Annotated in this window: 18 protein-coding genes; 11 read left to right on the top strand and 7 right to left on the bottom strand. The window is 41.5% G+C overall.

Features of this window, described 5'->3' with window-relative positions; translation table 11 throughout:
- Window position 1: 1 nt before the first annotated feature.
- On the bottom strand, window positions 2-646 hold the full coding sequence (locus tag B9G53_RS22170) for a 4'-phosphopantetheinyl transferase superfamily protein (protein WP_094535626.1): 645 nt from the start codon (window positions 644-646) through the stop codon (window positions 2-4).
- 184 nt (window positions 647-830) lie between these two features.
- On the opposite strand from B9G53_RS22170, the gene B9G53_RS22175 reads away from it, so the two are divergent.
- Complete coding sequence (locus B9G53_RS22175) at window positions 831-1139, top strand: hypothetical protein (protein WP_094535627.1); 309 nt, start codon at window positions 831-833, stop codon at window positions 1137-1139.
- A gap of 37 nt (window positions 1140-1176) precedes the next feature.
- Here the strand turns inward: B9G53_RS22175 and B9G53_RS22180 are convergent, their stop codons facing one another.
- Together B9G53_RS22180 and B9G53_RS22185 are read right to left on the bottom strand one after the other, a co-directional pair.
- Window positions 1177-1452 (bottom strand): MoaD/ThiS family protein, encoded by a 276-nt coding sequence (locus B9G53_RS22180; protein WP_094535628.1) that lies wholly within the window; start codon window positions 1450-1452, stop codon window positions 1177-1179.
- 120 nt (window positions 1453-1572) lie between these two features.
- Window positions 1573-2034 carry a hypothetical protein gene (locus tag B9G53_RS22185; protein ID WP_094535649.1) on the bottom strand — a complete coding sequence of 154 codons (462 nt, stop codon included), beginning with the start codon at window positions 2032-2034 and terminating at the stop codon, window positions 1573-1575.
- 106 nt (window positions 2035-2140) lie between these two features.
- Between B9G53_RS22185 and B9G53_RS22190 the strand changes: the two genes are divergently transcribed.
- A complete protein-coding gene (locus B9G53_RS22190) occupies window positions 2141-2278 on the top strand; it encodes a photosystem II reaction center protein K (RefSeq protein WP_009627037.1) in 138 nt (45 codons plus the stop codon).
- A 344-nt stretch (window positions 2279-2622) separates the two neighbouring features.
- Window positions 2623-2862 carry a hypothetical protein gene (locus B9G53_RS22195; RefSeq protein ID WP_094535629.1) on the top strand — a complete coding sequence of 80 codons (240 nt, stop codon included), beginning with the start codon at window positions 2623-2625 and terminating at the stop codon, window positions 2860-2862.
- 29 nt (window positions 2863-2891) lie between these two features.
- Here B9G53_RS22195 and sppA read toward each other — a convergent pair whose 3' ends face one another.
- A complete protein-coding gene (gene sppA, locus B9G53_RS22200) occupies window positions 2892-3902 on the bottom strand; it encodes a signal peptide peptidase SppA (protein WP_094535630.1) in 1011 nt (336 codons plus the stop codon).
- A gap of 150 nt (window positions 3903-4052) precedes the next feature.
- On the opposite strand from sppA, the gene bchM reads away from it, so the two are divergent.
- From bchM to ispD, 7 genes are all read left to right on the top strand, one after another.
- Window positions 4053-4763: a magnesium protoporphyrin IX methyltransferase gene (gene bchM, locus B9G53_RS22205; protein WP_094535631.1), complete on the top strand. Its 711-nt coding sequence runs from the start codon at window positions 4053-4055 to the stop codon at window positions 4761-4763.
- 186 nt (window positions 4764-4949) lie between these two features.
- Window positions 4950-5156 carry a hypothetical protein gene (locus B9G53_RS28170; RefSeq protein WP_217901651.1) on the top strand — a complete coding sequence of 69 codons (207 nt, stop codon included), beginning with the start codon at window positions 4950-4952 and terminating at the stop codon, window positions 5154-5156.
- Window positions 5149-5508, top strand: a complete 360-nt coding sequence (locus B9G53_RS28175) for a hypothetical protein (RefSeq protein ID WP_217901652.1) — start codon at window positions 5149-5151, stop codon at window positions 5506-5508. The genes B9G53_RS28170 and B9G53_RS28175 overlap by 8 nt, the downstream gene beginning before the upstream one ends.
- Window positions 5509-5795: 287 nt before the next feature.
- Window positions 5796-6746, top strand: a complete 951-nt coding sequence (gene hemC, locus B9G53_RS22215; protein ID WP_094535632.1) for a hydroxymethylbilane synthase — start codon at window positions 5796-5798, stop codon at window positions 6744-6746.
- Between the two features lie 306 nt (window positions 6747-7052).
- The gene (gene ilvA, locus B9G53_RS22220; RefSeq protein WP_094535633.1) at window positions 7053-8564 is read left to right on the top strand and encodes a threonine ammonia-lyase, biosynthetic; all 1512 of its coding nucleotides are present in this window, start codon (window positions 7053-7055) and stop codon (window positions 8562-8564) included.
- A 156-nt stretch (window positions 8565-8720) separates the two neighbouring features.
- Complete coding sequence (locus B9G53_RS22225) at window positions 8721-8939, top strand: DUF2839 domain-containing protein (protein WP_094535634.1); 219 nt, start codon at window positions 8721-8723, stop codon at window positions 8937-8939.
- Between the two features lie 3 nt (window positions 8940-8942).
- Window positions 8943-9626, top strand: coding sequence for a 2-C-methyl-D-erythritol 4-phosphate cytidylyltransferase (gene ispD, locus B9G53_RS22230; RefSeq protein ID WP_094535635.1), 684 nt, complete (start codon window positions 8943-8945; stop codon window positions 9624-9626).
- Between the two features lie 144 nt (window positions 9627-9770).
- Here the strand turns inward: ispD and B9G53_RS22235 are convergent, their stop codons facing one another.
- Window positions 9771-10148 carry an SH3 domain-containing protein gene (locus B9G53_RS22235; protein WP_094535636.1) on the bottom strand — a complete coding sequence of 126 codons (378 nt, stop codon included), beginning with the start codon at window positions 10146-10148 and terminating at the stop codon, window positions 9771-9773.
- A gap of 140 nt (window positions 10149-10288) precedes the next feature.
- On the bottom strand, window positions 10289-10741 hold the full coding sequence (locus tag B9G53_RS22240) for a peroxiredoxin (RefSeq protein WP_094535637.1): 453 nt from the start codon (window positions 10739-10741) through the stop codon (window positions 10289-10291).
- Between the two features lie 92 nt (window positions 10742-10833).
- Here B9G53_RS22240 and B9G53_RS22245 point away from each other — a divergent pair, with 92 nt between their 5' ends.
- Window positions 10834-11361 (top strand): hypothetical protein, encoded by a 528-nt coding sequence (locus B9G53_RS22245; RefSeq protein WP_094535638.1) that lies wholly within the window; start codon window positions 10834-10836, stop codon window positions 11359-11361.
- A gap of 136 nt (window positions 11362-11497) precedes the next feature.
- Here B9G53_RS22245 and B9G53_RS22250 read toward each other — a convergent pair whose 3' ends face one another.
- Window positions 11498-12070: a hypothetical protein gene (locus tag B9G53_RS22250; protein WP_094535639.1), complete on the bottom strand. Its 573-nt coding sequence runs from the start codon at window positions 12068-12070 to the stop codon at window positions 11498-11500.
- Window positions 12071-12136: the final 66 nt, after the last annotated feature.

Here is a 12136-nt window from a genome sequence, read left to right on the forward strand (position 1 = left end):
TTTAAGCAAAACACAAAGCCGCAGAATAATTTAAATCTATATGGAATTCTGAGGCAATTAGTTTTAGATTCCAGTCTTGAATTCGCAAAGTCTCACCCATAGGATTCTCTAGTAATGGAGACACATCCACTTGATCAAGAATATTAGCAATACCTTCCCCTGTTGCTTTACCATAGGCTTCTTTGAGAGTCCATGCTCGATAAAAAGCTAAGTATTTGTCCCGATCGCATAAGTTGCTAATAACTTTCTGCTCTGAAGGTAAGAAATAACGCTCAGCAATACTATCAACATCACAGTGGAAATTAATAAATTCCAAATCTATACCTATCTCATAATCACTACACACTGCATAGATTGCTAAATCTTGGGAATGCGATAGATTAAAATGAAGCCCGTTGAAATTTTGAATGTAAGGTTTGCCGCGATCGCTATAACCAAACTGAATTGTTCTTGGTTCACAGCCTAGACTTAACGCTAGAATTTCTCGTAAATTCCCTCTTGCCGCGACAAAATTGCGCTTGAGATATTCACGTTTGAAGCGGTCAGCACGCGATCGCTCATCCTCTGAAAGGATCTGCCAGAGGCGATCGCATTCAGTTTGCGAAATATCTAGCCTAGCTTGATAAAGTTGTAAGTCGTGAGACATGATGACCAATTGACAATGGCGCGATCGTGCCAAAATCTAATAATAGCAAAGCAAAAAATGGAGCAGCCATTTTTTGCTTTGCTTAAAAAAACTTACTGGGTTTGGTTTTCAAATCACAAAAGTGTAGTCACACTTTTGTGATTTGATATAAACTTTTTGAACTTGAGATGGGATTAGAAAATCTATGAATTTGCCCCTAGTGATCGGCGCATTAATAGTCTCTTTATTACTGTTGTGGTGGTTGCTGAGCGTCATTAAAGCTAGCTTCAAAACTGCATTTTTGATAGTTGCAGTGATTTTTGCAATTCAAGTATTAACTGGTGTTGGTCCCCAGCAAATTTTTGCCCAAGTAGGTCAATGGATGGGTGACTCCATGGGCGGCTTAGGAAAATGGCTCCAGAATTGGGGGGACAAGGGCAAAGTTGATCCAGATCCTAAAAAACAATCAGTAATTTGGGTGATGGAAATAGCGATCGCCTTGATTAACCCATGAAATAAAAGGGGATGCTTTGCATCCCCTTTTATGGTGATTAGCCCCCCGCGATCGCAGGAATGATACTTACTTCATCACCATCACTGAGGGCTGTATTAGCCCCATCAAGAAAGCGAATATCTTCGCTGTTGACATAAAAATTAACAAAGCGACGAAGATTACCTTTCTCATCACAAATGCGGGCTTTGATCCCTGGGCAACTAGTTTCGAGAGAATCAATAATTGCTTGAACAGAATCACCAGTACACTCGACAGTGGCTTGATTATTGGTCAATTGTTGCAGTGGAGTGGGAATTAAAACTTTAACAGCCATATTTTTGGATCAATATCAATTCAGAGGACTTTATAATTAGATTTTACCCAATCATATAGAGGCGGCGCAAAGCGCCGCCTCTATATGATTGGGTTTATATATATTTTAACTTGAGTGCGATTAACGTCTGACTTTGCCAGCAAATCCTGAAGCTTTAAATTGCTTAAGCTCAAGAGGCTCAGGCTGTTCGGCGGGAATTGCTACCATAATTTGAAAGTCACTTTTGCCAGTAGGAATCTCATCAACTGCACCTAATCGCGCTCTCTCAGGCATAGCATCATTACCATTCGCATCATAGATTCGGCCAAAAATGTCGGCATTGTACACAACTTTGCCCGATGGGTTGTCGGCATTTCCCTTGATCATGTAACACTTTGCCGACATGATGCCGCCGCCCAGCACCATATTTTTACCTGCATCACCTGTACATGCTTCGTAAGTAACATTAGTCAGCTTTATCTGCACAGTTGCCCAAGCATCAGCGCTAAAGGCAAAGGTACAAATACAGAGTAGGAGAGATAAAACGGCAACATTGAAAGCCTGTAGGAGTTTTTTTATGTTTTTAGTCTTTGCGATCGCCATAAATAAACCTATTTTATAAACCTTTGGATAAAAAATTTTCAGACAAAAGAATGGCTTCTTTGACGTGGTAAAATTCATCTTAGCTCTTGAAGGAGGTCTATTTTTAATGCCACTTAGTCTATTGATTGCAACGTTACCTGAAGCGTATAGAATTTTCGATCCACTGGTAAACGTTCTTCCCGTTATTCCTGTATTTTTCTTGCTACTCGCTTTTGTGTGGCAAGCAGCAGTTGGTTTCAAATAGGTTTCAATTTTAAGTCTTGACTTAATCACAAAAACTTATAAAAAACTTTTAAGTACGTCCTGTACGTTTGTACTGTCTCATTTATAAAACAAAAACGATATAAGCGATCGGGGTAGCGGCAACGTTACCCCGATTGTTTTGAAAACGCTTGAAAGATTCAGCAATTCTCATTATTAAAATCGTTTTTTTGAAAGCCCGCCGTCGGCGGGCTTTCAAAAAAACGATTTTGGTATTTCCAGCGCCGAAGGCGCTGGAAATACCAAAATTGGTTTCATAATGAGAATTGCTATGAAAGATTTTCTCAAAGCGCTTTCAAGCAAAAAATTTATTATTTTTAATGAACTATGGAAACCATTGGTCGCTGGACGAACAAATTTTTGATGTTCAATTTGTTCTTAGTATTTTTCTTTTTTGCGTGGTTGTTGGTTGCCCTCGGCGGCGAAACCCTGAAAATAAATCTTGGCTTAGAGCTATGGAGACAACTATGGGAGCCATTGATTCAACCCGTGCTAGGTATCGTTATGGCTGGTGCGATCGCTAGCGGGATCATATCCAAAGTCAAGCAAAAATTAGCTAAACCATAGTCATAGAAAAAGGCGCAAAGAACCTTTTTTTAATGAAACCAGCTTGGCATTAATAAAATAGGTGGATCGTAACTACTTGTTTGCATATTGCGACTAGTTAGTTTTGACGTTAGCTGATCAGCGATCACCCCAGAAATCCTGTTAGTACCAGCAATATCAAAAAATGGCAAAGCAATGCTGACATTAGCTTGACTGAGTAATTGATCTAATAGTCTTTCAAAGGAAGCTGGAGATTTACGAATAGGTAATTCTCTTTCTTCAGGCAAATTGAATTTTTTTCTAGATAAACTCCGCAAATCAGCGATCGCCACATCTAATGTTCCTAGAGCATCAACCAGCTTATTATCTTTAGCCTGTTGTCCTGTATAAAGCCGCCCATCCGCTAGCTTTCGGACTACATCTAAGTCCAATTTTCGACCTTTAGAAACATCAGTGATAAATTCCTGATAAGTACTTTGTAGGAGATCTTGCAGGAGTTGGCGCTCAGGATCACCTAGTTCACGAAATGGTGAGAACATGTCTTTGTAGGGGCCAGTTTTGATCGTTTGTGGTTGAATACCTACCCGATCTAATAATTCCTTAGCATTGAAACCGCTTAAAATCACGCCGATACTGCCTGTTAATGTACCAGCATTCGCATAAATCTTAGTTGCTGAACTTGCGGCATAGTAGCCGCCACTGGTCGCTTGATCGAGCATACTTACAACAACGGGTTTTGCTTCACTTAAGTCCTTAACGGCTTGGTAGAGTTCTTTGCTTGCGCCTACGGTTCCCCCAGGGCTGTTAATCGATAGCAATACGCCTTTGACAGATTCGTCTTCAATTAATTCACGAAGGCGATCGCGTACTGCCATTGCCCCTGATGCTGAAGCCCTTGCTCCTGTAATCACTCCATCTAGCGAAACTAGTTCAAGGCGATCTCGATCGAGTACTTTCTTTAAACTTAACTCTTCATCCATTTGGCGACGCTGGATGCCAAAAGTTGCCGATATGAAACAAATTGCGACTAAGACGAGAGCAATGATGCGATTAAGTTGCATAGGAAATTTTTGTGGCGGCTGCTTTAGTTTAGTATAAAACCCAGAAAGTAGAGGTAGTGCATCGTGTCGCCTATACTTTCTGGGGTAAAATCATCATCTGTAACAAAACTACTAATTTAAACAGCTTTTTTGTAAGCTTTCTTCACAATCATGGCTAATAAAGCACTCAACAATCCCTCAGCTAAAGCATCTCCCAAAGATAAAGAAATAGTTCGCGATTATTTTAATTCCACTGGTTTTGATCGCTGGCGACGGATTTATGGCGAAGGTGGTGATGTCAATCGAGTGCAACGCGATATCCGTACTGGACATCAACAAACTGTTGATTATGTTTTGAACTGGTTTAAAAATGACAAGAATGCCATAGGTCAAACGGTCTGTGATGCAGGTTGTGGTACTGGTAGTTTGAGCATTCCCCTCGCGGCAATGGGTGCAAAAGTATATGCCAGCGATATTTCCGAAAAGATGGTGGGTGAAGCCAAAGAACGCGCCGCCGATCCTGAAAATCCTATCTTTGAAGTCAAGGATTTAGCCGCCTTATCTGGGGAATATGACACTGTAATTTGTCTAGATGTATTGATCCACTATCCCGATCGCGATTCTGAATTGATGATCGAACATCTCGCATCCCTTGCTAAATCCCGATTGATTCTCAGTTTTGCTCCTCAAAATCCTTACTATTTGCTGATGAAAAAAGTGGGCGATATGGTTCCAGGTCCTAGCAAAGCAACTCGCGCTTATCTGCACAAAGAGTCTGATGTGCGCCGTGTTCTTCAGAAGCTAGGCTTCACGATTAAGCGTAAGGAATTTACTGCCACCTCATTTTATTTCTCTCGTCTAATCGAAGCTGTCCGCAATTAACTAAAAAAATCACCGCCTCTCGGCGGTGATTTTTTTAGTTATAGAATAATCTCATATAATTTACAAAAGACTGCCGAAATAAAATTATGCCTGTCCTTAACGCTAGCACCTTGACATTTAGATCAAGTAGATCAAGTTTATCAATACCTCAAATTTCAGGAGATATCCTATGGCGCGTTCAAATCTTTGCTTCAATTAGATCCATTATCAGAATTTGAGATTTCTGAACTTACCCAAATTCGTAATGACTTTAAAAACTATCTTAACGATGGGAAGGTGCTAGAGGGCATGGTGATGGCGCTGACAATGATGCCATTATTTAGGCTAGCAGGTTTCTATCGCGCTCCGATCAAAATGCGAATGGAACAGGAAATAGATCGGATTAATGATTAATATTGAAGATGAAGATATTAGTATCACAGGCAGATTAGCCCTGATTTGTATTAATAAGAATCGTCCTGCGGTTAACGATATTGCTTTTTGGATTTTAGCGATCGAAGCAAAAAATACCAGTATCAGTGCATCGGAAGGTTTACCGCAATTACTTACTTACGCCTATAAAAGTTTAGAACAACAAAAATCCGTTTGGGGATTAACTACCAATGGAGTGTATTACGAGTTTTCCTATATTCAGCAAAATCCTCAAAATGCTTCATCTCCAACTTATCAACCCTTGCCATCACTTCATCTGATGGAACCTGATTCCTCAGAAAAATTGCTGCAAGTATTGTCAACACTATTTTGAAAGCCATTTGCAAATTGCAGAATAGTGTTGACAATTTACCTGTGGCAATTTAAAAGCTAAAAACTAAGAAAGTATGGCGGCGCTTTGCAGGGCTGAATGCTTGTAGATTTTAAGCTGTAAGAATTCTTTACATTTTATATTTAGGTGATCGCATAGAAATAGCAGCAAAACCTGTTTGAATAGAAAATGGTGCTTTTATTTCGATTTTTATAATTTCTTTTTGTCTTAAAAATCTCACCTTACAAATTCCACCTTAATTAATCTTTTTACTATCCACCCTCTGTCCTATGGTTGCATCCTCAACAGTTCGCATTAGTTCTCGCAAAAGTCAGCTAGCACTGGTACAAACGCATTGGGTACAAGCGGAACTAAGCAAAGCACATCCCGATCGCCAGTTTGATGTCGTCACCATGAGTACACAGGGCGATAAAATCCTTGACGTAGCGTTAGCCAAAATTGGTGATAAGGGCTTATTTACCAAAGAATTAGAAGTCTCAATGCTGACTAAAGAGTCAGACCTAGCAGTACATAGTCTTAAAGATTTACCAACTCATTTACCAGAGGGGCTAATCCTTGGTGCAGTAACTGAACGTGAAGATCCTGCCGATGCCTTAGTTGTTCATGAAAAGTTGAAGGATAAAACCCTCGCAACTCTGCCATCAGGTACTGTAGTTGGTACATCTTCACTGCGCCGCTTAGCTCAGTTACGTCATTACTATCCTCACCTCACCTTTAAGGATGTACGCGGTAACCTGAATACACGCTTGCAAAAGCTTGATTCTGGTGAGTACGATGCGCTAATTCTTGCAGCCGCAGGTTTGCGTCGTTTGGGAATGGGCGATCGCGTACATGAGGTAATTGATGGAGAAATTTCACTTCACGCGGTTGGACAGGGTGCGTTAGGAATTGAGTGCCGTGCTGAAGACCCCGATATCTTGGCTTTGTTTACACCAATTATCCACTATCCCACCACACAACGCTGCCTCGCTGAGCGTGCTTTCTTGCGTGAACTTGAAGGTGGTTGTCAAGTTCCCATTGGAGTGAATACTTCCATTACTGCTGATAAACTCACTTTAAAAGGAATTGTCTCGAGCCTTGATGGGAAGACTCTCGTTAGGGGTGAAGTAACAGGCGATCTGACTAATCCTGAAGCGATCGGTGCAGAACTTGCTGACGACTTAAAATCTAAGGGCGCTCAAGAAATTCTCAATAAGATTTTTGCTGAAGTGCGTGCTTAGGGACGCATAGTAAGAAACCAAATTTTTGTAGCGCGGCAGAGCCGCGCTACAAAAATTTGGTTCTCTATTTAGCAGAGATTCTAGTACTAATTCACGAAAGAGTGACCACACTTTTGTGAGTTAATAACCAAACCCAGTAAGGGTTTTAAAACAGAAAATGGCGTAGCCATTTTCTGTTTTGGTGTAAGTTCGTGCTTTAAAATGCGAAAAAGAGAGTAAAATTGTAGATTGCTAAACAAATTTTTATAGGTTGGAGTACTCACGGCACAGCAACCTATAAAAATCAATAATTGAGTTGATATCGTTGTGCAGTCTGACTATTTAGAACGAATTCTCAAAGCTCGCGTGTATGATGTCGCGCAAGAATCTTCCTTAGAATTGGCTCCCAATCTATCGGCAAGATTAAATAATCGACTATTACTTAAAAGAGAAGATATGCAATCGGTTTTCTCCTTTAAGTTACGTGGTGCTTATAACAAAATGGCGCAATTGCCCCATGATTTGCTCATGAAAGGTGTAATCGCTGCGTCAGCAGGCAATCATGCTCAGGGTGTGGCTCTTAGCGCTCGCGAGTTAGGTACAAAAGCGATTATTGTCATGCCTGTGACTACACCACAGGTGAAAGTAAACGCGGTAAAAATGCGCGGTGGTGAAGTGGTCTTGCATGGCGATACCTATGACGATGCCTATGCCTATGCCCGTCAACTGGAAGCGGAAAAGAATTTAACTTTTATTCATCCCTTTGATGATCCTGATGTAATTGCGGGACAGGGAACGATTGGTATGGAGATTTTGCGCCAATATCAGAAGCCAATCCATGCGATTTTTGTGGCGATCGGTGGTGGTGGATTGATTTCAGGTGTGGCCGCCTATGTGAAGCGGCTACGTCCTGAGATTAAAATTATTGGTGTGGAACCTGTTGACTCTGATGCGATGTCGCGATCGCTACAGGCTGGGCATCGAGTGCGCCTCGATCAAGTTGGTTTGTTTGCTGATGGAGTGGCGGTGCGAGAAGTTGGTAAAGAGACATTTCGGCTTTGTCAGCAATATGTCGATGAAATTTTGCTGGTTGATACTGATAATACCTGTGCAGCGATTAAGGACGTTTTTGAAGATACACGTTCAATTTTAGAGCCTGCTGGAGCCTTGGCGATCGCAGGGGCAAAGGCTTATGTTGAACGTGAGGGCATCGCAGGACAAACCCTAGTAGCGATCGCCTGTGGTGCGAATATGAACTTTGATCGCTTGCGGTTTGTTGCCGAACGTGCCGAATTAGGTGAAAACCGCGAAGCTATTTTTGCGGTAACTATTCCTGAACAGTCAGGGAGTTTGCGGAAATTTTGCGAACTGTTGGGTAAGCGGAACTTAACTGAATTTAGCTATCGGATTGCTGATCAAGAAATTGCTCATATTTTTATTGGTGTGCAGATTGTTAATCGCGCTGATGCCGCAAATCTAGCAACCACTTTTGCTGAGAATGGATTTACCGCGATCGAGATTACGGATGATGAACTCACGAAACTGCATCTACGCCATATGGTCGGCGGGCGATCTCCTCTTGCAAATAATGAGCTACTCTATCGCTTTGAGTTTCCTGAGCGTCCAGGAGCTTTGATGAAGTTCGTCGGCTCCATGAGTCCTAACTGGAATATTAGCCTATTTCATTATCGAAACAATGGTGCAGATTATGGAAGGATTGTTGTGGGCGTGCAAGTACCACCATCAGAAATGGAAGAGTGGCAAGCATTTCTCGATACTCTCGGTTATCGCTACTGGGGTGAAAGCCAAAATCCAGTCTATAAGTTGTTCTTAGGTTGAGTTTTGTTGGCTACTGATATTATTTAGGGACGCTCAGTTAAAATAAAGAATCATCTTTTTTGTTGCTTGGCAAAGCCAAGCAACAAAAAAGATGATTCTTTATCACAGCAATTATTGATCCTTTAGAGCAATTGTTAGTTTAGGAGCATATATTTTATGGGCGAATCAAAACGCCGTAAGCAGGTCTTAGGTGATGATTATGGTAAGACTGAGCCGATCGCATCTTGGATACCTTTCTTAACCAAAGACAAGGCTAATAAATTTGTCGAAGTTTCTACCCAAGCGGCTTGGTATGGCATTGGTGCAACCGCCTTAATCTGGGTGACGATTCGGTTTATTGGTCCCGCATTTGGTTGGTGGCATCTTGCCGATTAATCTATGACCTGTCATCTACTAATTCCTGCGGCGGGTAGCGGCAAACGCATGGGAGCCGATTGCAACAAGTTGCTATTACCTTTACTCGGCAAGCCAATTTTGCAATGGACTCTAGAAGCAGCGATCGCTTCTGAGGCGATCGCTTGGATTGGCGTAATGGGACAACCCCATGACTATCCAGAGTTTCAAAAGATTTTTAATGAGATCAGTCAACTTAAGCCAATTCGACTGATTCAAGGTGGAGCAACTCGTCAAGCTTCGGTATTCAATGGTTTAAAAGCTTTGCCGATAGATTGTGATCGCGTCTTAATCCATGATGGTGCGAGATGCTTGGTGACACCTGAACTATTTGATCGTTGCGATGTGGCTTTGCAAAAGATGCAAGGTTTTATTGCGGCTGTGCCAGTCAAAGATACGATTAAAGTCGTCGATGGCTTAACCATTGTCGATACCCCCAACCGTGATCATCTTTGGGCGGCGCAAACTCCTCAAGGTTTCCAACTAGATGTAATCAAAAATGCTCATCTCACCGCCTTGGAACTAGGATGGGAAGTCACCGATGATGCGGCTTTATTAGAAAAAGTTGGCTTAGCAGTACAGATCGTTACGGGTGAAGAAACTAATCTCAAAGTGACTACACCGCAAGATTTAGCGATCGCTGAATTCATTTTAAACCAGCGGAATTGATATAGTTGTCGCCATTCTTGTTAGTAAAATAGTGTAAGGCGGCGCGAAGCGCCGCCTTACACTATTTGGGGTTTATTTTGTACTGATACGGGTGACTATAGCTACAAAAAAGAAGAGAGAACATTTTAAGTTCTCTCTTCTTTTTTATGGATAAGGACATTTTAACTTTAAGAAATCTTCTCTCATCCAACCCTTATAAGGACTTGCTCGAAATCTGGTCGTTAAATACCAAGTCTTCCCTTCGCTATCTTTGCGACTAAGCGGAGCTATGACTCTACTCTTGTCTTGATCATCATTAGCCACAATCACAAGGTTACCCACCGATACCGTGCCGATCACATTAAAAATAGTCCCTGCACCTGATCGGATATTTACTTGTGAGCCAATATCTTGACCAATAACATCAGCAACGCAGCTTTTGGCGGTGACGGATTGAGCGCTTGCCATATCGGTAAATTGGGTTGAGAATACAGCTAGAGTGGTGATCGGGCCTAGGAATAGAGCGCAAATTATAGGTTTCATAGGTGACATCCCAAACTGAGTCTTTAAGATTAAGATGAGTGCTTAGGGATTTGCCGTAAAATGAAGAACTGATTTTTGATGGCACAGCGAAGCCGCGCCATCAAAAATCAGTTCTTCATTTAAGCCACTCATTTTAAATTCTAAGATTTGAGACTTCTCAATACGACCAAGAGTTCCGAATCTTCACGCTTAAAAACAGGCAGAAATTCAATATGCTTATAACGGATGATGCCATGAATATCGATGATGCAATAGGCGCGTTTACTACCAAATAAACTGGAAACCCCGTACTTTTTGCAAACCTCTTGGTTGCGATCGCTTAGCAAGGGGAACTGTAAACCTAACTTTTTAGAAAACTCAATATGTTTCTCGATTGGATCGGTGCTAATGCCAAGGATTTCTGCTCCAGCTTCCCGAAATTTTGTCCAATCATCTGCGAAACATTGCATCTCACTGGTGCAAAGAGGAGAAAAATCTCCTGGATAAAAGGCTAGTACAACATTGGTCTTACCTTCGTAGCGGCTGAGGGTAATATCACCGCGATCGCTAGGTAAAGTAAAATCTGGAGCTTTTTGACCGACTTCGACAGACATAGAGTTTCCTGTATTACCTTTTGATTTGGGGTTTAGACTGGAGCATAGTATTTGGTTCACAGCCAATCATCATCTTATCAAGAATAACTACCATGGAAAGCCCTGACATTAATTCTCCTAGTCACGCCATAACTGTTCAGCTATCTAGTGAACTCTATGCAAGCTTGGTCGAAAAAACTAAAATTACTGGTAAAACGGAGGCAGAGTTAATAATTCAGGGTTTACATTATATTTTGGGTAACAGGTTAAGACCAACTTTTGTTCAACAGGAAGAACTTGAACGCTTTTCCGCCTTAGAAGCTAACCTAGAGCAAAAACTCAAGCAATATGTAGAACATTTAATTAAAGATCGAGTTTCGTCATCTGAGTTGGTTGAGACTTCATCTCAAGGCAGTCTTGACTCAGATTTAGACAACAAGAGAAATATGCCAATACCCACGATTCGACCATTACAAGTTGGCGATCGCGTATTGATTTTGGAACCAGATAGCCCTTACTACATGGCAAAGCTGCTGGTGATCAGGACTAGTTTAATTCGAGCAACGGTGGACACGGAAACAGGCGAGAAAACATTTTTAAAACGAGATTTGCGATTTGTAGAATCTGCCAATGAAGAGTGATACCAATTCACAAAAGCGTGACGACACTTTTGTGAATTAAAAAACAAACCCAACAAATCATCCAAAAACACAAAATGGCGTAGCCATTTTGTGTTTTTGGATGATTTGTATGATGGGCAGCGCGAAGCGCCACTCATCATTTTTTGTTTTTGGGTAAAATCTTTGGCGATCGCAAAACTTTAACAGCAGCTAATCCTGTAATAGCGCCATAGATTAATCCTTGCAAGGCACTAGCCAATATAGTTGACCTCAACGTATAGCCGAAATATAGCCCTAAAGTACTCAGAGACAAAGCGATCGGACTCGCAAACAACCACAATCCCGCCGCCCGAAATGATTTGAGTAACTGCCATTGGCTAATACTCACAACCACTCCAATGATCGCAAAATCAATCATCAAAGTTGAGAGTGATGGCAAGCTTTGTATCTGCGATCGCAATGATAGGGCAGGCACAAAAAAGACAATCATTAAGCCAACGCTCCAGCCACACAGAGTTAGCGGCAACCACCATCCCTCTTTGGTAAAGCGATCGCGCAACACTACAGACTGAGCGATAGAAATCCCTACCCCATGCAGTATTTCATTGATAAAAATACGCGATCGCAGATCGTAAGGATCTTGCCAAACGAGGATCGGTAACATCGCATTGCCGATAATATTTGCAATCAGCCATAGCCACCAAAAGCTCTTTCCTACTTTTTTTGACATAGACTTTTGACATAGACTAAAGGAAAACAAGTTAAACCATGACAGATACAGTATCAGCTAAATWRA

Source organism: Pseudanabaena sp. SR411 (genome assembly GCF_002251945.1).
In the GTDB taxonomy this organism is placed as follows: Bacteria; Cyanobacteriota; Cyanobacteriia; order Pseudanabaenales; family Pseudanabaenaceae; genus Pseudanabaena.

Excerpts from the sequence above, each read along its gene's own strand:
- hemC (WP_094535632.1), top strand. The coding sequence starts at position 5,796 with ATGGTTGCATCCTCAACAGTTCGCATTAGTTCTCGCAAAAGTCAGCTA.
- B9G53_RS22195 (WP_094535629.1), top strand. The coding sequence starts at position 2,623 with ATGGAAACCATTGGTCGCTGGACGAACAAATTTTTGATGTTCAATTTG.
- B9G53_RS22245 (WP_094535638.1), top strand. The coding sequence starts at position 10,834 with ATGGAAAGCCCTGACATTAATTCTCCTAGTCACGCCATAACTGTTCAG.
- B9G53_RS22170 (WP_094535626.1), bottom strand. The coding sequence starts at position 646 with ATGTCTCACGACTTACAACTTTATCAAGCTAGGCTAGATATTTCGCAA.
- B9G53_RS22225 (WP_094535634.1), top strand. The coding sequence starts at position 8,721 with ATGGGCGAATCAAAACGCCGTAAGCAGGTCTTAGGTGATGATTATGGT.
- sppA (WP_094535630.1), bottom strand. The coding sequence starts at position 3,902 with ATGCAACTTAATCGCATCATTGCTCTCGTCTTAGTCGCAATTTGTTTC.
- B9G53_RS22250 (WP_094535639.1), bottom strand. The coding sequence starts at position 12,070 with ATGTCAAAAAAAGTAGGAAAGAGCTTTTGGTGGCTATGGCTGATTGCA.
- B9G53_RS22180 (WP_094535628.1), bottom strand. The coding sequence starts at position 1,452 with ATGGCTGTTAAAGTTTTAATTCCCACTCCACTGCAACAATTGACCAAT.
- B9G53_RS22235 (WP_094535636.1), bottom strand. The coding sequence starts at position 10,148 with ATGAAACCTATAATTTGCGCTCTATTCCTAGGCCCGATCACCACTCTA.
- B9G53_RS28175 (WP_217901652.1), top strand. The coding sequence starts at position 5,149 with ATGATTAATATTGAAGATGAAGATATTAGTATCACAGGCAGATTAGCC.
- B9G53_RS22190 (WP_009627037.1), top strand. The coding sequence starts at position 2,141 with ATGCCACTTAGTCTATTGATTGCAACGTTACCTGAAGCGTATAGAATT.
- ispD (WP_094535635.1), top strand. The coding sequence starts at position 8,943 with ATGACCTGTCATCTACTAATTCCTGCGGCGGGTAGCGGCAAACGCATG.
- bchM (WP_094535631.1), top strand. The coding sequence starts at position 4,053 with ATGGCTAATAAAGCACTCAACAATCCCTCAGCTAAAGCATCTCCCAAA.
- B9G53_RS22175 (WP_094535627.1), top strand. The coding sequence starts at position 831 with ATGAATTTGCCCCTAGTGATCGGCGCATTAATAGTCTCTTTATTACTG.
- B9G53_RS22240 (WP_094535637.1), bottom strand. The coding sequence starts at position 10,741 with ATGTCTGTCGAAGTCGGTCAAAAAGCTCCAGATTTTACTTTACCTAGC.
- B9G53_RS22185 (WP_094535649.1), bottom strand. The coding sequence starts at position 2,034 with ATGGCGATCGCAAAGACTAAAAACATAAAAAAACTCCTACAGGCTTTC.